At 64.5% G+C, this 22,056-nt stretch carries 21 protein-coding genes; 4 read left to right on the top strand and 17 right to left on the bottom strand.

Features of this window, described 5'->3' with window-relative positions; all coding sequences use genetic code 11:
- Positions 1 to 1,150: ABC transporter substrate-binding protein (locus EOA33_RS04335; protein WP_145989064.1), on the bottom strand; the 1,150-nt coding region annotated here is incomplete at its 3' end.
- Between the two features lie 388 nt (positions 1,151 to 1,538).
- Between EOA33_RS04335 and EOA33_RS04330 the strand changes: the two genes are divergently transcribed.
- On the top strand, positions 1,539 to 2,561 hold the full coding sequence (locus EOA33_RS04330) for a substrate-binding domain-containing protein (protein ID WP_126056953.1): 1,023 nt from the start codon (positions 1,539 to 1,541) through the stop codon (positions 2,559 to 2,561).
- A gap of 213 nt (positions 2,562 to 2,774) precedes the next feature.
- Here the strand turns inward: EOA33_RS04330 and EOA33_RS04325 are convergent, their stop codons facing one another.
- The 16 genes from EOA33_RS04325 to puuE form a co-directional block, all read right to left on the bottom strand.
- Positions 2,775 to 2,963, bottom strand: a complete 189-nt coding sequence (locus EOA33_RS04325; protein WP_127405046.1) for a hypothetical protein — start codon at positions 2,961 to 2,963, stop codon at positions 2,775 to 2,777.
- Entirely contained in the window at positions 2,960 to 3,187 is a 228-nt protein-coding gene (locus tag EOA33_RS04320; RefSeq protein ID WP_126056955.1) for a hypothetical protein, read from the bottom strand. Before EOA33_RS04320 ends, EOA33_RS04325 begins: the two co-directional genes overlap by 4 nt.
- Before the next feature lie 222 nt (positions 3,188 to 3,409).
- Positions 3,410 to 4,468, bottom strand: a complete 1,059-nt coding sequence (locus EOA33_RS04315; RefSeq protein ID WP_126056956.1) for an aminopeptidase — start codon at positions 4,466 to 4,468, stop codon at positions 3,410 to 3,412.
- A 346-nt stretch (positions 4,469 to 4,814) separates the two neighbouring features.
- Complete coding sequence (locus EOA33_RS04310; RefSeq protein WP_127405045.1) at positions 4,815 to 6,269, bottom strand: S8 family serine peptidase; 1,455 nt, start codon at positions 6,267 to 6,269, stop codon at positions 4,815 to 4,817.
- Positions 6,259 to 6,927 (bottom strand): anti-sigma factor, encoded by a 669-nt coding sequence (locus EOA33_RS04305; protein WP_127405044.1) that lies wholly within the window; start codon positions 6,925 to 6,927, stop codon positions 6,259 to 6,261. Before EOA33_RS04305 ends, EOA33_RS04310 begins: the two co-directional genes overlap by 11 nt.
- Positions 6,924 to 7,490 carry a sigma-70 family RNA polymerase sigma factor gene (locus EOA33_RS04300; protein WP_126056959.1) on the bottom strand — a complete coding sequence of 189 codons (567 nt, stop codon included), beginning with the start codon at positions 7,488 to 7,490 and terminating at the stop codon, positions 6,924 to 6,926. The genes EOA33_RS04305 and EOA33_RS04300 overlap by 4 nt, the downstream gene beginning before the upstream one ends.
- A 268-nt stretch (positions 7,491 to 7,758) precedes the next feature.
- Positions 7,759 to 8,598, bottom strand: a complete 840-nt coding sequence (locus EOA33_RS04295) for an alkaline phosphatase family protein (RefSeq protein ID WP_126056961.1) — start codon at positions 8,596 to 8,598, stop codon at positions 7,759 to 7,761.
- A gap of 64 nt (positions 8,599 to 8,662) precedes the next feature.
- The gene (locus EOA33_RS04290) at positions 8,663 to 10,318 is read right to left on the bottom strand and encodes an ABC transporter ATP-binding protein (RefSeq protein WP_127405043.1); all 1,656 of its coding nucleotides are present in this window, start codon (positions 10,316 to 10,318) and stop codon (positions 8,663 to 8,665) included.
- Positions 10,318 to 11,142: an ABC transporter permease gene (locus EOA33_RS04285; protein ID WP_126056963.1), complete on the bottom strand. Its 825-nt coding sequence runs from the start codon at positions 11,140 to 11,142 to the stop codon at positions 10,318 to 10,320. The genes EOA33_RS04290 and EOA33_RS04285 overlap by 1 nt, the downstream gene beginning before the upstream one ends.
- 10 nt (positions 11,143 to 11,152) lie before the next feature.
- Positions 11,153 to 12,112: an ABC transporter permease gene (locus tag EOA33_RS04280; protein WP_126056964.1), complete on the bottom strand. Its 960-nt coding sequence runs from the start codon at positions 12,110 to 12,112 to the stop codon at positions 11,153 to 11,155.
- A gap of 16 nt (positions 12,113 to 12,128) precedes the next feature.
- Positions 12,129 to 13,715 (bottom strand): ABC transporter substrate-binding protein, encoded by a 1,587-nt coding sequence (locus tag EOA33_RS04275; RefSeq protein ID WP_126056965.1) that lies wholly within the window; start codon positions 13,713 to 13,715, stop codon positions 12,129 to 12,131.
- Positions 13,716 to 13,864: 149 nt separating this feature from the next.
- Positions 13,865 to 15,850 carry a CocE/NonD family hydrolase gene (locus tag EOA33_RS04270; protein WP_127405042.1) on the bottom strand — a complete coding sequence of 662 codons (1,986 nt, stop codon included), beginning with the start codon at positions 15,848 to 15,850 and terminating at the stop codon, positions 13,865 to 13,867.
- A gap of 71 nt (positions 15,851 to 15,921) precedes the next feature.
- Entirely contained in the window at positions 15,922 to 16,515 is a 594-nt protein-coding gene (locus EOA33_RS04265) for a nucleoside deaminase (RefSeq protein ID WP_127405041.1), read from the bottom strand.
- Between the two features lie 19 nt (positions 16,516 to 16,534).
- Positions 16,535 to 17,026 carry an ureidoglycolate lyase gene (locus EOA33_RS04260; protein ID WP_127405040.1) on the bottom strand — a complete coding sequence of 164 codons (492 nt, stop codon included), beginning with the start codon at positions 17,024 to 17,026 and terminating at the stop codon, positions 16,535 to 16,537.
- Positions 17,023 to 17,886 carry a bifunctional allantoicase/(S)-ureidoglycine aminohydrolase gene (locus EOA33_RS04255; RefSeq protein WP_127405039.1) on the bottom strand — a complete coding sequence of 288 codons (864 nt, stop codon included), beginning with the start codon at positions 17,884 to 17,886 and terminating at the stop codon, positions 17,023 to 17,025. The genes EOA33_RS04260 and EOA33_RS04255 overlap by 4 nt, the downstream gene beginning before the upstream one ends.
- 68 nt (positions 17,887 to 17,954) lie before the next feature.
- Positions 17,955 to 19,379 (bottom strand): allantoinase PuuE, encoded by a 1,425-nt coding sequence (gene puuE / locus EOA33_RS04250; protein WP_127405038.1) that lies wholly within the window; start codon positions 19,377 to 19,379, stop codon positions 17,955 to 17,957.
- 194 nt (positions 19,380 to 19,573) lie between these two features.
- Between puuE and uraH the strand changes: the two genes are divergently transcribed.
- The 3 genes from uraH to EOA33_RS04235 form a co-directional block, all read left to right on the top strand.
- Complete coding sequence (gene uraH / locus EOA33_RS04245) at positions 19,574 to 19,948, top strand: hydroxyisourate hydrolase (RefSeq protein ID WP_126056971.1); 375 nt, start codon at positions 19,574 to 19,576, stop codon at positions 19,946 to 19,948.
- Between the two features lie 3 nt (positions 19,949 to 19,951).
- Positions 19,952 to 21,433: a xanthine dehydrogenase small subunit gene (xdhA, locus tag EOA33_RS04240; RefSeq protein ID WP_126056972.1), complete on the top strand. Its 1,482-nt coding sequence runs from the start codon at positions 19,952 to 19,954 to the stop codon at positions 21,431 to 21,433.
- Positions 21,433 to 22,056: molybdopterin cofactor-binding domain-containing protein (locus tag EOA33_RS04235; RefSeq protein ID WP_145989063.1), on the top strand; the 624-nt coding region annotated here is incomplete at its 3' end. The genes xdhA and EOA33_RS04235, both read left to right, overlap by 1 nt.

The following is a 22,056-nucleotide window of genomic DNA, read 5'->3' as shown; positions in this document are numbered from 1 at the left end:
TGACCCCCTTGAACGGCGTCACGAAACCGCCCTGGGCCATCCAGATCTCGTGCGCCAGCGGCATCTTCAGGAATTCGATGAAGGCGCGAGCCGCCTTCGAATCCTTGGTGATCATGGCCAGCGTGCCGGCGCCGAGCACCGGGGTGCCGAGCTCGGGCTTCGAGGCAAAGGGCGGGAAGTAGAAGAAGTCGGCATCCTGGCCGAGCTTCGTGCCCTCGGGGAAGAAGGTCGGGATGAACGAGGCCTGATGGTGCAGGTAGCACTTCGGCGGCACCGCGAAGAGGCCCTTCGGGCTGTCGCGGAAGTCGGTCGCGGCAACCGCCTTGGCGCCGCCGTCGACCATCTTGTCGTCGGTCGCGATCTTGCCGAAGATGTCGATGGCGTTGACGACCGCCGGATCATTGAACGGGATCTCGTTCTTCACCCACTTGTCGTAGACGTCGGGCGTCTGCGTGCGCAGCATGATGTCCTCGACCCAGTCGGTCGCCGGCCAGCCGGTGGCGCCGCCGGAGCCGAGACCGATGCACCACGGCTTGCCGCCGTCGGCGATGATCTTCTTCTCAAGCTCGGCCAGTTCTTCCTGCGTCTTCGGGACCTTGTAGCCGGCTTCCTCGAAATTGTCCGGCGAATACCAGACCAGCGACTTCACATCGGCCTTGTAGGGGAAGGCGAAGAAGCCCGGCTTGCCATCCTTGTCCTTGAAGGTGCCGAGGTCGACCCAGGACTGGCCGGCGCCGTAATTGTCCTTGACCCATTTGGCGGTGTCGTCGCCAAGCGGCGTCAAAAGGCCCTTGGAAGCCAGGTCCTGGATCAGGCCCGGCTGCGGCAGCACGGCGATGTTGGGCGGGCTGCCGGCCTGGGTGTCGATGACGATCTGCTGTTCGTAATTCTCCGACGAGGAGTACTTGATCTCGACGCCGGTGGCTTCCTGGAAATATTCGAGAACGGTGCGCACAAGGCCTTCGTCCTCGCCGCGCCATGGCCCGAAGATGGTCAGCGTCTCGCCCTTGAGGTCGACCTTCTTGAGGTCCTCGTAGTTCTGCCAGTTGAAGCGCGGGTCCTCGCCCGGCTTGAACTTCAGTTCGGCTTGCGCCGGCAGGCTCAAGGCCAGCGTCGCGAACGCGGCGCCCAGCAGAAGCATTTTCTTCATCGATATTCCTCCCAGTGGTCACAAACAATCGGACGGAATTTCCATTCCGCCAATCGAACGGAACCTCCATTCCGTCCGCCGACGCCGCAGGACTGTGACTCAGTCAGAAAGGAACCGCAACCTTTCGAAGAGTCTTCCAAAGCGCTTTGGTCGTTTTGATCTCGCCATTGAATCAACCGGAAGTCAAGAGGGGGCAGAAAGCTAATCGATTTAATTTCTGCAAATAGGTGCGCAGAAAGTGCACTGCAGCACGTTTTTTTGGCGCTGCAGCAGTAAATTTTGCTTCAAACCCATCTGAACGATGCTTATGGTCGGCGCGTTCGACGTCACCAGCGTTGGTTGTCGTTTTGACTCAAATTAAAAGCGCTTTGAGGCTTGGAGGCCTCCGGTGAATCTTAAACAGCTCGCTCATATGCTGGCGCTGTCGCAGACCACGGTGAGCCGGGCACTGAACGGCTATCCCGAGGTCAACGAGGAAACGCGGCGGCGGGTGATGGACGCGGCCAAGCGACATGGCTACCGCCCCAATCCGAGCGCGCGCCGACTGGCGACCGGCAAGACCGGGATGATCGGCTATGTGCTGCCGACCGGCGCCGCCGTCGACATCGATCCGCACTTCGTCGAGTTCCTGTCCGGCCTCGGCGACTATGCCCGCTCGCACGAGCTCGACCTGGTGCTGTCGCCGGCGGACGCCGACGACCAGGAGACCACCTACCGGCGCATCGTCGCCAACCGGCAGGTCGACGCGGTCTACATCTCCTCGCCGCGGCCGGCCGATCGGCGGGTGGCGCTGCTCAACACGCTCGGCATCCCCTTCATCGTCCATGGCCGCAGCGAGGGCTTCGACTTCGACTATGCCTTCCTCGACATCGACAACGAGGGCGCCTTCCACGAGGCGGCGCGGCTGCTGGTCCAGCTCGGCCACAGGCGGCTGGCGCTGATCAACGGCGACGACCGTGAGACCTTCGCCATCCATCGCGAGCGCGGCATGCGCCGGGCACTCACCACGACTGGCCTCGTGCTTGGCGAGCGCCATATCTGTTCGCTCACCATGACCGAGGAGAACGGCTACCGCGCCGCCAGGCGCCTGCTCGAACAGAGCGAGCCGCCGACGGCGATCGCCTGCTCCAGCCTGATCATGTCGCTCGGCGTGGTGCGCGCGGTGCGCGATCTCGGCCTGACCATTCCGGGCGACCTGTCCTTGATCGCGCATGACGATGTCTTTCCGTGGCTGAAGCCGGAGAATTTCCCCGTGCCGCTGTCGACGACGCGCTCGTCGATCCGGCTCGCCGGCGCCCGCGTCGCAGAGCGCCTGGCGGCGCGCATATCAGGACTCGAGGAGGGCGCCCGCGGCGAGGTCTGGCCGGTCGATCTGGTGGTGCGGGGGTCGGTGGCGGGCGCGCCGGGTTAGGATCAAAACTCAATCGCTCGCAGCGACGGAGTCCGAACTGCCGCTATGCGCCTGATATCGGTCAACGAGCCGAACTTCGTTGGGGCGCAGCAGCGGGCATGACCGGCGCCAACCACCTCGGCCACAATCATATTGATATCAAACGGCAAGAACCGAAACAGCGGCCGCAACTCGCCGCATCGCTGCGCGAACTTCCAGCCGGATGATGTCGCCTTACGGCTGCGCGCGCCCGTCCGCGCGAGCGTTCGCCTCAGCAAGCCTCGCCAGCGCCTGCTCGACCTTCTCTCCCGCGGCGTCCGTCAGTTCGATATGATGCACGACCTGATGCGTCAGCAGCGCGAGCCCAGCAGCACGATATGTGGCGCTATGCTTGGCAGTCTCGATGTCAAAGGTCGCTATCATCGGGCTGCCGCCCTCAGTGGGTGGTTGGTCCGATCGATCTTCATCAGGCGCGCTCTTGCATCAAGGACACGCCGTCGCGCCGACGTGATCCGGCAGCAAAGCGCCAAGTTGATACCGACGCCGCACTCTTCGTTGAGCATCTCCTCAGCACGCTCAAGGGCGAGTTCCGCCCGGTTCACGCGTTGCCTCGCGATTGCAAGTTCCAAGTTCTGAAAGTCAAACATTCCACATCCTTGGTTGCGGTCCCTTCGATGGCTAAACAGCCGCTGATCGCATTCGTTCCGACGATGCGACAATAGGGCCGGCGCTCCTGCGCCGAAGGCATTTGGCGAAAGAAGGCCTGGACTGGTCGGTCGGGTCAAACTCCTGAGGGGCGCCGACAAGCTTCGCCACGTGCCGCTCGAGGAACTTCGTAAGGAGACGCTTCGGCCTTTACATTGACGGGCTCAATAGCAGCTATCTGCCGCCGCAAGTGTTTCGGCGCGATGAGGTTCGTCCAGTACGCCAATCCGTCGAACCGACGCATAGAACCGTGCATAGTTGCCCGAACACAAGTCGAACAGGCGGAGAAATGCGGTCACCCGATCACTGTAAACGGAAGTCGCGGCGAGCTTTGCGTTGTTGATTGGGGAGGCGAACCAGGCATCGTATCCCCGGTATCGACCCCAGCGCCTGTCGCGCATGTGTCGGTAGCGCGTCCGCAGCCGTTCAATCGCGGCCATCTTTGCGGCCCGCTTCTGCTCCGAGGTGCCGGAGTTGCCATAGATTTGTCCTAGCTCGTCCCGGGTTTGGGAGACAAGCGTAAGAAATTCAGCTTTGCGCCTCTCAGCGGCTTCGTAACGGCGCAATTGCGCAGTAGCGCCAGCGGCGCGCAGCCATTTTTTTACCCCGGTTGTTTCGACGGCGACAGCGAACGCCTCGTTGAATGCGGAATCGCCGTGCACGTAGACGCGCTGGTGGGCCAGTTCATGGAAAACCAGCGCAGCAAGATATGTCTCATCCTGGCTGAGCATCGTGCTTAACAGCGGGTCACTTGACCAGCCAAGCGTGGAATAGGCAGTGATGCCGGTCACAAAGACGTCCATGCCCTGTCCTTGAAGTTCGACGGCGGTTTCAGTCGCAGACTTCTTGGAGAAATATCCTCGATAGGGGACGCAGCCGAAAACGGGAAAACACCATGTTCGTGGCGTCAGCGAGAATTCCGGCGCGGCAAAGACGGCATAGGTCACCGAGTCCCGACCGATGTCGACATAGCTGCGGTAGCTGCTGTTATCGGGCAGCGCCAGTTCATCAGTTGCAAACTGTCGTATGGCGCTCGCCGATACCATTCGGGCGCGCAATGCCTTCGGCGTCGAAGGGTCCTCGATCAGTTTTCCGACATCCCTGCGCGCCGTCATGATCTGCAGATGACCCTGCACGGATTGCGCGTAGTAGGAAACACTGATGCAACCGGTCAAGCCGGACACCACGATCATAACGGCAACCAATCGATAGAATGTGCGCATCACGATTTGCCCATTCCGATAGGGCAATTGTCGCGATTGGCCCGTGGTGGCCGAAGCTGAAGCATCGTGGGACTCTCACAATACGACCCCGCAGTGCAGCGGCGCGAGGGAACTGAAATCTGATCATAGTGCCCTCTCGGGCCCGCCGAGACTGTCATGGACGGAGGCCAGCCATTCGCGGCTATCGAGCTATCGCGGACCCCAGAAACGGTCAGTTTGCTTCCAGTCCCATCTCGGTCATTCTGTAACTGCTGTCGAATGACCGTTAATGATTTCCACTGCTCACCAATCTAGGCCATTGGCGACAAGTTTGTTGATTGGGCACCCGATCCATCTCGACTGAAGCTCATTCCTTCTTCACAGCTTCCGCCGCCTTGGTGTCCAGCAGGCCATAGCCGAAGTCATTGTCCCTGCCTTTCGGGCCAAGGTCCCTTGCGGTGTCGGCCAGCGCCTTCTCGATTTCGTCGGCCGAACGGTCGGGCGCGACATGGATCAGGTTGGCGATGGCCCCGCTGACGATCGCGGCGGCAAAGGACGTGCCGGTGACGACGTCGGAGCCGGCGCCGCTCGGCGCCACCATCTCGACGCCGGGGGCCGAGATGAAGACATAGGCGCCGCGATTGGCCTGCGGCATCAACCCGTCCTTGGCATCGGTGGCGGTCACGGCGATGACGCCGTCAAAGGCCGCCGGGTAACCATAGGGTGCTTTCGGCCCGTTGTTGCCGGCGGCGGCGACCAGCACGATGCCCAACGAGCGAGCGTTGCGGCAAGCAATGCCGAGCAGGTCATTCTTCGGGCCGACGAAGCTCATGTTGATGATGCGCACGTCCTGCTCCGCCGCCCAGTCGAGCGCCGAAAGGATGACGTCCATGGTCGACTTGCCACCCTCGAAGGCACGGGCATGGTAGATCTTTGCCCCCGGCGCCATGCCTTTGAGCGCGCCGACGCCGGCGATCAGGCCATCGATCGAGGTGCCATGGTCGCGCTTTTCGATCGGCACGTTGGGCATGGCGTCGAACTGGTCGGCGATGACGCCCGACAGCGCCGGGTTGGTGTCGTCGATTCCGGTGTCGATGACGGCGACGCGCACATTCTCGCCGCTCGCCGCCTTGGCGTCGAGCGCGATGCGATCGAAGGCATAGTTGACGATACCGGCCGCCTGCTGCAGCGAATAGACATGGTTGGGCTCACGCCGTCTTGTGCGGCCGTCAGCGGCAAGCTGCGCCAGCACGACGCCGACCGGACGGCCGTCGGGAATGCCGAACCGCGCCAGCGTGGTGCCGAGCAGGCGCGACTGGCGCTCAGAGCGCACTTCGAGGCCGAAGGAAGCAGCGATCTGCTGTACGGTAGCGGCATCGCCGTCGACCGTCACCAGCACCTCGTCGGGCACGAAATCACCGACGATGGCGCGCTGCGGCTCGGTGGCGATGAGGTCGGTCGGCGAAATGATCGGGCCGCCAAGTGCCGGCGCCTGCACGGGCGGCGCGGGCGGAGCCGGCGGCGGCAGAGTACTGGCCGGATCGCGGCGCTGGTCGGGCGTCGGCAGCGGCGCCGCACCGCCGGGAGGATTGGGAAACAGGTCGACGATCAGCGCCGGCAGAAAGACGGCGGCGCCGCCGACAGACCCGGTGCCGGACGTCCCGCCATCCTTGGCGCAGTCGGCGCCGGCGGCGTTTGTCCGGTCGGCACAATCGGTTTGCGCCGGCGGCTGGTCCTTGCCCTGCGCAAAAACGGGCGTGGCGGCGATTGTCGTCGCCGCCAGCAGAAATCCAGCGAATGCGATGACTGCTCTAGCCGCCATCAACCGGTTTCCTTCCCTCAATCACAGCATCCGCGAAGGGCTGGGCGGCAATAAGGCCAAGCAGCTTGTCGTAGTCGGCGCTCGTCTTGGCCGGCAAGGCAATATGGAAGACGCCAGCGGCGGTCGGCCCGCCTGATATCTTCAGCCCATTCTGATCGAGGAAGGCGGCGATGTCGGACATCTTCGCCTCCGGCTTGAACTTGACGAGAGCGAACGGCAGCTTCGCCAGCTCGTCCCCGGTGCCGGCGACCTCGAAATCAGTGCCCTTGCCGCCGGGCTGCTCGAAGGATTGCACCACCACCAGCGCCAGCAACGCCGCTGCGGCCGCCCAGGCGACAGTGGCCGGCACAGCCAAGAAGCGATTGAGGGCCTGCGTGAGCCATGACGGGCTGGCCGGCGCACGCGCCGGACCGGCCTCGGCGTCGAGCGTCCGGGCAAATCGGCTCAGCGCGTCGGCCGGCGGGCGGATCGCCTCGTTGGCGGCAGCGGTGCCGGAGAATTCGGCCTCGGCCTCGCCGAGCGCGGCAAGCGCCGCCGGGTCGCTCGCAAGCCATTCCTCGACGGCTTCGAGCTCGGCGCCTTCCAGCGAGCCGTTCAGGTAGAACGGCAGCAGCGTTTCCATCTCGTCGCGGCGCGACATCTTTTCAGCGGCGCTCATGGCCACCCCCTGTCGTAACCGGCGGCCTTGAGGGCCTCACCGAGTTTCTTGCGGGCGTAGAACATTCTGGTCTTGACCGTGGCGACGGGAATGCCGAGCACCTCGCCAATCTCGGTCACCGACTGTCCGTGATAATAGGCAAGGTCGATCACCGTGCGATGTTCTTCCGGCAAGGCGTCGATGAAGCGCCGCAGGGCGGCGCCCTTGTCTTCCTTCATGGTGACGACTTCCGGCGTGTCGGCGCTGTCGGGGACCTGGGCCGCGTCATCGTCGTCGATCCAGTCCTCCTTCTTCTTGCGCAGCGAGGACAGCGCCTTGAAGCGGGCGATGCCGAGCAGCCATGTCGAGACTTCCGAGCGTCCTTCGAAGCTGGGCGCCTGGCGCCACAGCTCGAGGAACACCTCGTTCGCGATATCGTCGGCCATCATTTCCGATCCCGTCTGGCGCACCACGAAACGGTAGACCCGCGCGTGGTGACGCATGAACAGGAGCCGCACGGCAGCCCGGTCGCCCTTCGCGACCCGGTCGACAAGCGCCCGATCGGTCTCCATCGCCGCTGTCATGGCCGGTCGAGCCGCCTGGCTCCTCGTAGCTCTGTCGCCGATCGGTCCAAAAAGGTTCATCCTTCCGCCAAGGAATTTTCGGGAGGCTAACCGAAGAGCGGGGAGGTTGCCAGAGTATCTGCCTTCTCCCCGTCACTATACGGGGAGAAGGTGCCGGCAGGCGGATGAGGGGCGGCGCCGGCGTTGGCAATTGTCGATGTTGGCGCTGCCCCTCACCCTTACCCTCTCCCCGTATAGTGACGGGGAGAGGGGGCGCCAACGCCGCGTTTCACTCCAAAAACGCCTTCGCCCTCATCGTTGCCGGAACTGGCACGCCGAGGCGCTTCAGCACCGTCGGCGCCAGCTGCAACTGGTCCAGCAGCGTGTCTGGCTCGGGACCCTTGCCCGGACCGAAATAGTACAGGGCGAAATCCTGCATCTCGTCGTCGTGGCCGCCATGATGGCCGCGGTCGGTCTGGCCATGGTCGGCGGTGACGATCACTTCGTAGCCGGCTTGCCGCCAGACCGGCAGGAAGGCGGCGAGCATCGCGTCCATCGCATAGACGGCATGGTCCATCTCGTGGCAGTCATGGCCGAAGCGATGGCCCATCGAATCCAGCGTGCAGGTGTGCAAGATGCCGTAATCGATGCCGTGGCGCCTGGTCAGCATGGTCAGCGTCGCGAACAGGTCGACATCGCTCGGCGTCATCTGGTTCCTGGCGTTGTAGCCGGTCATGGTGTGGAAGCGGCCATGGGTGATCGACCCGCCCGGCTCGTCGAATTCCATGTCCTCGATGAGGTCGAACGGACAGGAGCGGAAGAATTCCGACCAATAGGAATGGGTGACGGCACCCGTCTTGCCGCTGGCCTTGCTGACCTCGGAGAAGATGTCCGGCTGCTGGACCCTGAACCGGTTCTCGTTGGAGAGGATGCCATGCACCTGCGGCGCAACCCCGGTGTGGATCGAGGCATAGCAGCAGGCCGAGGTCGACGGCAGCACCGAGCGCATCTTCCAGACCCGCGCCTCGCCCGACTGAACCCAGCCCTCGAGATTGCCCATCAGCCGGCGCCAGTTCCGGTAGGGCACGCCGTCAAGGATGATGAGCAGAAGCTTGGTCGCGAGCGCCACGGGTGGCTCCATGCGGTCTTGCGGGAGACGGCGTCTGGGGCGTCCCAGACGCGCGAGGAGCGTCCTAGTTGCCCGCGCTCGCCATGCGCCGGCCCTTGATCGCCTTCTCCAGCCAGCCGATCTCCATTTCGGGGACGGAGGATAGCAAAAGATCGGTGTAGGCGTCGAAGGGCGGCGACAGCACCTTGCTTTTGGCGCCGTAGCGCACCACCTCGCCGCGATACATCACCGCGATCGAATCGGCGATCGACTTCACCGTGGCGAGGTCGTGGGTGATGAACAGATAGGCGACGCCCTCTTCCTTCTGCAGTCCGAGCAGAAGCTCGAGGATACCATGGGCCACCAGCGGGTCGAGCGCCGACGTCACCTCGTCGCAGATGATCAGCTTCGGCTTGGCGGCGAGCGAGCGGGCGATGCAGACGCGCTGCTTCTGGCCGCCGGAGAGCTCCGCCGGGTAGCGGTCGACGAAGCCCTTGCCCATCTCGATCTTGTCGAGCAGCTCGGCGACGCGCCGGTCGCGCTCGCTGCCGCGTATGCCGAAATAGAATTCGAGCGGCCGGCCGATGATGGTGCCGACGGTCTGGCGCGGATTCATCGCCACGTCGGCCATCTGATAGATCATCTGCAGCTGGCGCAGGTCCTCTTTCGGCCGATCGGCGAGCTTGTTGCCGAGCGTGCGGCCATCGAAGACGATGCCGCCCTGCTCGGGCGGCAACAGACCGGTGATGGCGCGCGCCAGCGTCGACTTGCCCGAGCCGGATTCGCCGACGACGGCCAGCGTCTGGCCGGGAAAAATGTCGACCGAAACGTTCTTCAACACCTTGATATGGCTGCGGCCATAGGCGGCGGTCACGTTCTTCACCGACAGCACCGGCGTCGTGCCGGGCTGTTGCTCCTGGTGCGCGATCTCGTGCACCGACACCAGCGCGTTGGTGTATTCCTGGCGCGGTTCCTTGATGATCTGGCGGGTGCCGCCCCATTCGACCAGCCGGCCGTGGCGCAGCACCATGATCTCGTCCGACACCTGGGCGACGACGGCAAGGTCATGGGTGATGTAGAGCGCCGCGACATGGGTGTCGCGGATGGCGTCCTTGATCGCCGCCAGCACGTCGATCTGCGTCGTCACGTCGAGGGCGGTGGTCGGCTCGTCGAAGACGATCAGGTCCGGCTCGGAGCACAGCGCCATCGCCGTCATGACGCGCTGCAGCTGGCCACCGGAGACCTGGTGGGGAAAGCGTTCGCCAATGGTTTCCGGGTTGGGCAGGCTGAGCTTCTTGAACAGCGCGACGGCGCGCTTCTCTGCCTCGGCCCGCGTTGCCGTGCCGTGCAGAAGGGCGGCTTCGACTACCTGGTCCATCAGCCGGTGCGCCGGATTGAAGGCGGCGGCAGCCGACTGCGCGACGTAGCAGACCTCGCGGCCGCGCAACCTGCGGAAGCCTTCCTTGCCGCCCTTCAGGATATCACGACCGTTGAGGATGACCTCGCCGCCGGTGATGCGCACGCCGCCGCGGCCATAGCCCATCGACGACAGGCCGATGGTCGACTTGCCGGCGCCGGACTCGCCGATCAGGCCGAGCACCTTGCCTTTCTCCAGCGTCAGCGATACGTCGTGCACCAGGGTAATGGTCTTAGGCTGCTCGCCGGGCGGATAGACGGTCGCTTCGATGCGCAGGTTGCGGATGTCGAGCAGCAGGCCAGACTTTGCTTTGGTGTCAGCCATCAGCCGCGCCCTCCCTTCAGGCTTGCCGTGCGGTTGAGCACCCAGTCGGCGACAAGGTTGACCGAGATGGCAAGCGCCGCGATCGCCGCTGCCGGGATCAGCGCCGCCGCGATGCCGAAGACGATGCCGTCCTTGTTTTCCTTCACCATGCCGCCCCAGTCGGCATCCGGCGGCTGGACGCCGAGACCGAGGAAGGAGAGCGTCGACAGGAACAGCACCGCATAGATGAAACGCAGGCCGAGTTCCGAGACCAGCGGCGACAGCGCATTGGGCAGGATCTCGCGAAAGATGATCCAGCCGCTGCCTTCGCCGCGTAATTTGGCGGCCTCGACATAGTCCATGACGTTGATGTCGACGGCGACGGCGCGCGACAGGCGATAGACGCGGGTGGAGTCGAGAACCCCCATCACCAGGATCAGCGTCACCAGGTTGGTGGGCAGCACCGAAAGCACGACAAGGCCCATGATCAGCGTCGGGATCGACATCAGCAGGTCGACGAGGCGCGACAGCAGCGTGTCGTACCAGCCGCCGAACACCGCCGCCGAGAAGCCAAGTATGGCGCCGAGCGAGAAGGACAGCGCTGTCGCCAGCACGGCTATGAAGAGGGTGATGCGGGCGCCGTAGATCATGCGCGAGAGAAGATCGCGGCCGAGATTGTCGGTGCCCAGCCAATGCGCCGACGACATCGGTTCCCAGACGTCGCCGACGATCTCGGCATTGCCATGCGGCGCGATCCAGGGCGCGAGGATCGCCGCCAGCACGAACAACGCCGTCAGCACCAGGCCGATCAGCGAGGGGATGGGAATGCGTCTCAGGGTCTGCATGCCCGCCCCCTCACTTCGGATGTCTGAGCCGCGGATTGGCGACAATCGCCGCAATGTCCGCGATAATGTTGAGGCTGATGTAGACGGCGGCGAAGATGAGGCCGACCGCCTGTACGACAGGCACGTCGCGCTTGGTGACATGGTCGACCAGGTACTGACCCATGCCGGGATAGACGAAGATCACCTCGACCACCACGACGCCGACAACTAGGTAGGCGAGGTTAAGCATGACGACGTTGATGATCGGCGCGATGGCGTTCGGGAAGGCATGCTTGCGGATGACGGCGAAAGCCGACAGACCCTTCAGCTCGGCCGTCTCGACATAGGCCGACTGCATGACGTTGAGGATCGCCGCACGCGTCATGCGCATCATGTGGGCCAGCACCACCAGCGTCAGCGCCGCGGCCGGCAACGCAATCGCCTGCATGCGCTCGCCGAAGGACATGCCCTCATAGACGGTGGAAATGGCCGGGAACCATTGGTGCTGCACGGCGAAGTAAAAGACGAGCAGATAGCCGATGAAGAACTCCGGGAACGAGGTCGAGGCGAGCGCCACGCCGGAGATCAGCTTGTCGACCCAACCATTGCGATAGCGCACCGCGATCAGGCCGAGGATGATCGCCAGCGGCACGGCGACGATCGCCGCCCAGAAGGCAAGGAACAGCGTGTTCCACAGCCGGTCCTTGATCGACGTCGCGATGTCCTGCCCGCTCGACATGGCGGTGCCGAGATCGCCGGTGAGCACGCCGCCCAGCCAGTGGAAGTAGCGGAGATAGGCAGGCTGGTTCAGCCCGAGCTGCTCGCGCAGATTGGCGAGCGACTCCGGCGTCGCCGATTGTCCGAGAATGGCTTGCGCGACGTCGCCGGGCAGGATCTGGGTGCCGGCGAAGATCAGGACCGAAACGGCCAACAAAAGGAGGATGCCCAGCGCAACGCGCTGGGCCACCAGTTTCACGATGGGTGAGGACATCTCCGCAAGGCCAGGCTCAAGCTTCGAGCCAGCATTTCGCCAAAGCGTAACCGTTCATCAGTTCCTGATGCGGATCGTCGACCCAGCCGCCGACCTTAGCACCCGTGGCGTCGATGAACTGATTGAACATCGGCAGGATCAGGCCGCCTTCGTCGCGCACCATGACGGCCATGTCATGGTACATCGCCTTGCGCTTGGCTTCGTCGAGCTCGGCGCGCGCGGCCAGCACCATCTTGTCGAAGTCCGGACGCTTGAAGCGCGTGTCGTTCCAGTCGGCCGTCGACAGATAGGCGGTCGAGTACATCTGGTCCTGGGTCGAGCGTCCGCCCCAGTAGGAGGCGCAGAAGGGCTGCTTGTTCCAGACCTCGTTCCAGTAGCCGTCGCCCGGCTCGCGCTTGATCTCGAGCTTGATGCCGGCCTTGGCCGCGCTCTGCTGGTAGAGCTGCGCTGCATCGACGGCGCCGGGGAAAGCCACATCGGAGGTCCTGAGCAGGACCGAACCATCGTGGCCGGACTTCTTGTAGTGGAACTTGGCCTTATCCGGATCGTACTTGCGCTGCTCGATCTCGGTGAACAGCGGGTAGGACGCGTTGATCGGGAAGTCGTTGCCGAGCGAGCCGTAGCCGCGCAGCACCTTGTTCAGCATCTCCTCGCGGTCGATCGCCAGCTTCAGCGCCATCCTGAGGTCGTTGTTGTCGAACGGCGCCGTGTTGCAATGCATGATGAACACGTAGTGGCCGGGGCCCGCATGGTTGCGGATGGTGACGCCGGGCACGCGCTTGATCAGGTCGACGATCTTCGGCTCGACGCGGTTGATCATGTTGACCTGGCCACCCTGCAGGGCCGCGGTGCGCGCCGTCGCGTCGTTGATGACGACCACTTCGATCTGGTCGGCATGACCCATCTTGTCGCCCTGCCAGTAATTGGCGAAGCGCTCGCCGACATGGCGCACGCCGGGCTCGTTGGTCACGATCTTGTACGGGCCGGCGCCGATGCCGGCATCGGGCTTGTCCTTGCCGCCGTTCGGCTGGACGATGAGGTGATAGTCGCTGAGCAGGTAGGGAAGGTCGGCATTGGCCTCCTTCAGCGTCAGCACCACTTCCTTGCCGCTGGCCTTGATGCTCTCAATGCCCTTCATGTAGCCGAGCGCGCCGGACTTCGACTTCTCGTCCGAATGGCGCTCGAGCGTGGCGGCGACGTCCTCGGCGGTCACGGTCTTGCCGTTGTGGAATTCGACGCCGTCGCGGATCTTCAGCGTCCAGACCTTGGCATCGTCGGACGAGCCGATCTCCTCGGCGATGCGGTTCTCGAGCTTGCCCTCGGGCGACAGCTCGACGATCATTTCGCCCCAGCACTTGCCGAAGGCGAACGGCACCTGCGTCATCATCAGCGCGGGATCGAGGCTGTTGGTGGATTCACCGCCGACGAGGCCGGCCTTCAGCGTGCCACCTTTGACCGGGCCGGCAGCGCGCGCGGCGCTCGACAGCAGCGAGTTGGCGAAGGGCGCGGTGATGCCGAGCGCGGCGGCGCGGCCGAGAAAGTCGCGACGGCTGAGCTTGCCGGCGGCGACACGACGGCTGAGATAGTCCAATTCGTTAGACATTGCAGGTTCCTCACTCTGATGGTTCGACCGTACGGTCGTTTCTTGTTTCTTGTGAGGATAATGAGCGCAACGGAAAGGTGTAAGCAAGACCGAAAGCGACATGCCGTGGCGTAAATGGCGCGTCGCAATTGGACCAATCCTGCCAGCCCTCAAACGAGGGCGCGCGGAACCGTCTGTTCGAAGTCACGTTGGAAGACGAGGTTTTCGCCCTCATAGGCCTCGATTCTGGCGCTGAGCACGAAGTTCCGCGCGTCGGAGCGCATCTCGGCGAAGATTTCGGTGCGCACCGACCATCCATTTCGCGACAAGGTCTGCGTCCAGTGGGTTTTTCCCGAGGCTGACAGCGGATCGTCGGGATGGATCGCCCAGATCTCCCTGACGATGCTGCCATTGGCGAGGCCATGCGCGAGGTCGCGCACCTCGCCGAAATCATCCGTTATGGAGAGCGTGACGATGCCGGTCCTTTCGTTGCGGTCGACATGGCGCTCGGAATTGGCGGGGCGGATGGTCTCCGTCCGCCAGGGCGTGGCGCCCTCGGGAGTGGGAAAAGCGGTTTCGCCGCCTTTGGCCAACGGGCGGAGCGGCAGCTTGAGCGTGGCCTTCGACAGATCGAGGCGGACCGGCTCCGGCGAGGGCCAGATCATCGGCCAATAGGCATTCGAGACGGCGACCCGCAGCTTGTGGCCGGCCGGCACGCGGTAGGCGCACTGGTCGAGCACGACCCGCGCCGAGACGGTCTCGCCGGGTACCAGCGCCTCGGGGAATTCGTGCGAGCCGCGATGGGTTAGATTAAGCACGCCGTAGGAGATCAGTTCCGAGGCGCCGTCGGGGTGCACATCGCAGAGCCTGACGGCGATGTTGGCCTGAGGCCGGTCCGAGGCGACGCGGACCAGCAGCTCCGGCGCGCCGAGAATGTCGATCGCCTGGTCAAGCACCGGCTGGTCGAAACACACCGACAGCGCATCGTCGGGGCGCTGGTCGCCCGGCAATTCGGGGCCGAAGGTGAAGGGAAAGTATTCGCCGCCGGCGAGCCCACAGTTCTGTGGCGTGGCGACGATGGCCGGTTTGGCGCCTTCCGGGATCAGTTCGATCGCCTCCGCCCTGATGCTTGACGACGGCCATTCCTGCTCCGCAACCCAGCGGCCCGGCCGCTCCGGGTGCCAGCGTGCCGGGCGCACGCTGTCCATCACATAGGCGCGATAGGCTGGGTCGGTGTCGACGCCGGTCTCGGCGCCCTTCAGCCAGCGGTCCCACCAGCGCAGGGCCTCCTGCAGGAAGCCGATGGCTGGCCTGGGTCCCGCGTAGTGCGGGTATTTGTGGATCCACGGGCCGACGATGCCCTTGACCGGCGCCTCGATGTTGGTGACGAGATGCGAGATGGTGTTGCGATAGCCGTCATGCCAGCCGCCGACCGACAGCACGGCCGCATGAACAGCCGAAAAATCCTCGCAGATCGAGCCGCGCTTCCAGTAGGCGTCGCGGTGCTGGTGGCTGAGCCAGAGCGGCGCCAGGAACGGCTGGTTCTCAAGCCGGCTGAGCCACAAATCGCGCCAGCGGTTGCCACCGGCGATCAGCGGATCCGGCGGCCGCGACGAATAGGACAGCATCGTCGAGGCCCAGCCGAAATTCTCGATCAGCAGGCAGCCGCCCTTGTAATGGATGTCGTCGGCATAGCGGTCGACGGTCGAGCATAGACTGATCACCGCCTTCAGCGCCGGCGGCTGCTTGGCGGCGACCTGCAGGCAGTTGAAGCCGCCCCAGGAGATGCCCATCATGCCGACATTGCCGTTGCACCAGGGCTGGGCAGCCGCCCAGGCGATGACGTCGCAGGCATCCTGCAATTCCTGCTCGGAATATTCGTCGTCCATCAGCCCTTCGGAATCGCCGTTGCCGCGCATGTCGACGCGGATCGAGGCGTAGCCGTGGCCGGCGAAATAGGGATGCGTCAGCTGATCGCGGAAGATGGTGCCGTCGCGCTTGCGATAGGGCAGGTGCTCGAGGATCGCCGGCACCGGATCGTTGCCGGCATCTTCCGGCATCCACACCCGCGCCGACAGCCGGCAGCCATCTGGCATGACAATGCCCATATCGGGAAATTCGACGACCTTGCGGGGAAATTCGGTGACGGTTTTCATGGGCGAGCACATGATGGAGCCGGCGCCGCCGCGTCATGGGCCAGCCGGCGAAATCGGCTGGTCAATCCGCGTCAGTTCAACGGAATGTCGTTGTCTGCCTTGCTTTCCTGATAGGCGCCGGACAGCTCCTCGTAGCGTGCGGAAATCTTGCCGATGCGCGCTTCCAGCCGCTGGCGCTCGGCCTCCGGCAGCGCCCGCGCCAGCCGGCGGATGGAAAAGCTCTTCCAATAGGCGTTCTCGGCATTGTAGCCGCCGGGATCGAGGGTGAAGACCTCCTTCAGGATCTTCAGGTCATGCGGGATGGCGAAGCTGTCGCGCGAATCTTCGTGGCTGAAGAGGTAGTAGAAATTGTCGAAGCCGGTCCAGGTGATGGCCGACAGGCAGAGCGAGCAGGGTTCGTGGGTGGCGAGAAAGATCGCGTCGCTGGTGTCGACGCGCTCGGCCTTCGGCATTTCGTAAAACCGCTTCAGGCAATGCACTTCGCCGTGCCAAAGCGGGTTTTCGATCTCGTTGTTGGTCTCGGCCAGCACCAGCGAGCGGTCATCCTTCCTCAGGATCGCGGCGCCGAACAGCTTGTTGCCATGCGCAACGCCCTCGGCCGTCTTCGGCACGATGTCGTGCTCGATGACGTCAAGCAGGCGGTCGATCAGTGAAATGTCGGTCATGACGGGTAATCTCGGGCGTTCAGGGAAGGTGGATCTCGTAAGAGTGCGAGAAATGGCACTCCTCGAGGTTGGAGCCGTCGCCGCCGCGGTCGACGATCAGGAAGTCCTGCGCCTCGCCGATCGGCGTCAGCACGCCGTGCCAGAGGTTGCGGCGGTAGTTGATGCCCTGGCCGGGCGCGGTGATGAAGGCGTGCGGCTCGCCTGGGCCATCCTTGCCGTCAGGACAGACGACGACCAGGAATCGGCTTGGAGACAGCGGAATGAACGCCTGGCTGCCGAAGGGATGGCGCTCGACCATGGTCAGCTTGAGCGGCATCTCATAGGGCGTGCCGCGGACCATGGAGATCAGCACGCGCGCATTGGGCCCGGTCGCCTCCGCGGTGGCGAGATCATGGTAGCGCTCGGCCTTGCCGCCATTGATCGGGTAGTGATTGGCGCCGCCCATGTCGATGACGTCGCCGAACGGGGCGAAGTTTTCGCGCGTCAGCGGCCGGGCAACGATGCGGGTCACCGAGCCCGCCCCGCTATGCCGGCGCCGCCGAGCTTGGCGTGCCGATTGACGTCCTTGTAGAGCAAATAGCGGAAATTGCCCGGGCCGCCGGCATAGCAGGCCTGCGGGCAAAACGCGCGCAGCCACATGAAGTCGCCGGCCTCGACCTCCACCCAGTCCTGGTTGAGGCGGTAGACCGCTTTGCCTTCGAGCACATAGAGCCCATGCTCCATCACATGCGTCTCGGCGAAGGGGATGACCGCGCCCGGCTCCAGGGTGACGATGGTGACATGCATGTCGTGGCGCAGGTCGGCGGGGTCGACGAAGCGCGTCGTCGCCCAGCGACCTTCCGTGCCGGGCATCGGGCTCGGCGCGATGTCCTGCTCGTTGGCGAAGAAGGCCGGCGGCGTGTCGATGCCATCCACCGCCTCATAGGCCTTGCGCACCCAGTGGAAGCGGACGGCGGCAGCGCTTTCGTTGCGCACCGTCCAGCCACTGGCCGGCGGCAGGAAGGCAAAGCCGCCTGGGCGAAGCGCATGCTTCTCGCCGGCAAGCGAAACGCTGAGTTCGCCCTCGACGACGAACAGCACGCCCTCGGCGCCGGCATCCGGCTCCGGCCGCTCGCTGCCGCCACCGGGCTCGACCTCGACGATGTATTGCGAGAAGGTCTCAGCAAAGCCCGACAGCGGCCGCGCGATGATCCAGACCCTGGTCTTGTCCCAGAACGGCAGCGCGCTGGTGACGATGTCCTGCATCACGCCCTTGGGGATGACGGCGTAGGCCTCGGTGAAGACGGCGCGACCGGTGAGCAGCTCGCTCTGGCCGGGATGGCCGCCATGCGGTGCGTAGTAGGTGCGCTCGGGCGTCTTGATCATGTCCATAGTCCTGATCCTCAGAGCAAATCCAGTGTGTGACGGTCTTTCGTCCGGAGTTGCGTAAAACCAAACATTTAGAGCGGCAGCATGTCTTTCAGCCGAAGCAGCGCGATGCGCTCGACCTGTTTGCAGGCGGTTTCGAACTCGGTGGCGCGGCTGTTGCCGATGCGCCGCTCGAACTCCGCCAGGATATGGTCCTTGCTCTTGCCCTTGACCGCGATGATGAAGGGGAAGCCGAAAGTGGTGACGTAGGCGGCGTTGAGCTTGGAGAACAGCTCGCGTTCCTTGTCGGTCAGCGCGTCGAGTCCGGCGGAGGCCTGCTCCCTGGCCGATTCCGCCGTCAGCCGCCTGGCCTTCGCCAGCTTGCCGGCAAGGTCGGGATGGGCGTTGAGCACGGACAGCCGCTCAGCCTCGGTTGCGGCGCGGAAGACGCGGCAGAGCGCATTGTGCACGCCGCCGGCGCTGTCATGCGCCGGGCCGAGTTCCAGCTCATAGGCGCGCTCGGCGACCCATGGCGAATGCTCGAACACGCTGCCGAAGGCATGGACGAAGGCCTCGAACTCCATCCTCGACGGACGCAGCGCCGGCGCCTGGTAAGGATGCGTCTCGCGCCAGTGGCTGGCGATGTCGATGCGCCGCGCCAGCCAGACCCGGTCGTGCGATTTCACATAATCAACGAAGCGCTTGAGCGCCGCGACGCGACCCGGCCGGCCGACCAGCCGGCAATGCAGTCCGATGTTCATCATACGCGGCCGGCCGGCCTTGCCCTCGGCATAGAGCGTGTCGAAACTGTCCTTCAGATAAGCGAAGAACTGGTCGCCGGAGTTGAAGCCTTGAGGCGTGGCGAAGCGCATGTCATTGGCGTCGAGCGTGTAGGGGATGACGAGTTGCGGTTTGTCCACCCCGCCGCGATCGAACCAGTAGGGCAACTCGTCGTCATAGGTATCGGAGACGTAGTCGAAGCCGCCCTCCTCGGCGACCAGCCGCACCGTATTGATCGAAGTGCGGCCGGTGTACCAGCCGGTCGGCCGAGCGCCGGTCACCTCGTAATGCAGCCGGATCGCCTCTTCGAGGTCTCGCTTCTCGTCCTCGGGCGAATGATCGCGGTAGTCGATCCATTTCAGCCCGTGCGAGGCGATCTCCCAGCCGGCCTGCTGCATGGCCGCCACCTGGTCGGGCGAGCGCGCCAGCGCCGTGGCGACGCCGTAGCAGGTCACCGGCACTAGAGCTTCAGTGAACAGGCGGTGGAGCCTCCAGAAGCCGGCGCGGGCGCCATATTCGTAGATCGATTCCATATTCCAGTGGCGCTGGCCGAGCCAGGGGGCAGCGCCGACGATCTCCGACAGGAAGGCTTCCGAAGCCTTGTCGCCGTGCAGCACGCAGTTCTCGCCGCCTTCCTCGTAATTGACGACGAACTGCACCGCGACATGCGCGCCGCCAGGCCATTTCGGGTCCGGCGGATTGGCCCCGTAACCGCGCATGTCCCGTTCGTAACGCATCGTCACTCCTGCCCGACTGTTGAGATGAAGATATCGAAAGGAGTGCTCGTGCATTCCCCCGAAAATTTTTGAAAGTGCTTTTTGTCGCGCTCCGCTCGACCGGGACTTATGCATCGCCTTTAATTGGCGCACAATTGACCAGAAGACGTTCGACTGTACCGGCCAATCGGCCGTACTGGAAATGGGAGACGGCAGTGGCAGAAACGTCGAAAGCCGATGGCGGGCGCCTGACGACCCATGTGCTGGATACTGCCACCGGCAGGCCGGCCAAGGGCCTGTCGATCGAGCTTTTCCGTATCGAGCGCCAGGCGCGCACGCATCTGAAGACGGTGGTCACCAATGATGACGGCCGCTGCGATGCGCCGCTGCTTGTCGGCGCGGACTTCCGCACCGGCGAATACGAGCTGGTGTTCGCCGCCGGCGACTATCTGCGCGGGCAAGGGACGAGCCTGCCCGAGCCGGCCTTCCTCGACATCGTGCCGATCCGCTTCGGCATGGCGGAAGAACGCCACTACCATGTGCCGCTGCTGATCTCGCCCTATGGCTATTCGACCTATCGGGGGAGCTGAGACATGGCCAAGGTCAAGACCCGAAACGAAATCCGCTTCATTCTCAATGGCGAGGATGTCGCGCTGGTCGATGTCGCGCCCGATGCGACACTGCTCGACTGGCTGCGGCTCAATCGGACGCTGCGCGGCACCAAGGAAGGCTGCGCCGAGGGCGACTGTGGCGCCTGCACGGTGCTGGTCGGAAGGCTTTCGGCCGGCAAGCTGATCTATGAAGGCGTCAACGCCTGCATCCGCTTCCTCGGCTCGCTCGACGGCACGCACGTCGTGACCGTGGAGCATTTGCGCGGCGACGGCGAAAAATTGCATCCGGTGCAGCAGGCGATGGTCGACTTCCACGGCTCGCAATGCGGCTTCTGCACGCCAGGCTTCGTCATGTCGCTCTACGCGCTGTGGATGCGCTCGCCCGACCCGTCGGACGCGGCGATCGAGAAGGCGCTGCAGGGCAATCTCTGCCGCTGCACCGGCTATGAGGCGATCATGCGCGCGGCGCGTGCCATCTCCAGCTACGGCAAGGCGGCGAAGGACCCGCTGGCGGCGGAGCGCAAGGCGATCACGGCAAGGCTCGCGGCGATGAAGGACGGCGCGCGCGTCGAGATCGGCTCGGGCAAGGCGCGGCTGATCGTGCCGGCCAATGCGGACGATCTGGCCAAGCTGCTCGACAAGGAGCCGAGTGCGACACTGGTCGCCGGCTCCACCGATGTCGGCCTCTGGGTGACCAAGCATATGCGCGAGATCGCGCCGGCGGTCTTCATCGGCAATCTCGACGGGCTGTGCGCGATATCCGAGGACAAGGGCGTGATCTCGATCGGCGCCGGCGTTACCTACTCGGACGCCTTCGCGATGCTGTCGAAGCGGATACCGGCGCTCGGTCCGCTGTTCGACCGTATCGGCGGCGAGCAGGTGCGCAACATGGGCACGATCGGCGGCAACATCGCCAATGGCTCGCCGATCGGCGACACGCCGCCGCCGCTGATCGCGCTCGGCGCGCGGCTGACGCTGCGGCGCGGCAACAAGCGGCGCACCATCCCGCTCGAGACCTTCTTCATCGCCTACGGCAAGCAGGACCGGCGGCCGGGCGAATTCGTCGAGGCCGTGCATGTGCCGGTGCCGGCCAAGGCGACAAAGTTTGCCGTCTACAAGATCACCAAGCGCCGCGACGAGGACATCACCGCCGCCCTCGGCGCGTTCCATCTCGCCCTGACCAAGGACGGCACCGTCACCGACATCCGCATCGCCTATGGCGGCATGGCGGCGACGCCGAAGCGGGCTTTTGCCGTCGAGAAGGCGCTGCTCGGCAAGGCCTGGACGGAGGAAACCGTGGAGACCGCGATGGCCGAATACGCCAGCGATTTCACGCCGCTGACCGACATGCGGGCAAGCGCCGAATATCGGGCGCTGGCGGCGAAGAACCTTCTGCTGCGCTTCTTTGTCGAGACCACCGGCACCAGGGCGCCGCTCCAGGTCTCACGCTACGAGGCCGCCTGATGACCAAGCACGTCCCCAACCTGAAGGCGCAGAAGATCAAGGGCGGCGTCGCCAGCGATCAGCGCCACGATTCGGCGCACAAGCATGTCAGCGGCACGGCGGTCTATATCGACGACATGCCGGAGCCGGCCGGCACCCTGCATGGCTGCCTCGGCCTTTCGGCGGCAACGCATGCCACCATCACCAGGATGGACCTTTCGGCGGTGCGCGCGGCGCCCGGCGTCGTCGACGTGCTGACGGCAAAGGATGTGCCCGGCGAGAACGACATCTCGCCGACCGGCCGCCATGACGAACCGGTGCTGGCGGACGGCAAGGTCGAGTTCTACGGCCAGCCGATCTTCTGCGTCATCGCCGAGACGCGCGAACAGGCGCGCCGCGCCACCCGGCTGGCCAAGGTCGAATACAAGCAATTGCCCTTCGTCACCGACATCGGCGAGCTAAACCCAAGGAAGGACAAGCTCGTCACGCCACCGCTGACGCTAAGGTGCGGCGACGCGGCGGCGGCGATCAAGGCGGCGCCGCGCAAGCTCAACGGAAAGATGCGCGTCGGCGGCCAGGAGCATTTCTACCTGGAAGGCCACATCGCCATGGCCATCCCCGGCGAAGACGAGGACGTCACCATC

Origin of the sequence: Mesorhizobium sp. M4A.F.Ca.ET.050.02.1.1, assembly GCF_003997725.1 — a bacterium.
In the GTDB taxonomy this organism is placed as follows: Bacteria; Pseudomonadota; Alphaproteobacteria; order Rhizobiales; family Rhizobiaceae; genus Mesorhizobium.
The sequence above is the reverse complement of the archived record's forward strand: the minus strand, read 5'-3'. Positions and strand labels throughout refer to the sequence as shown.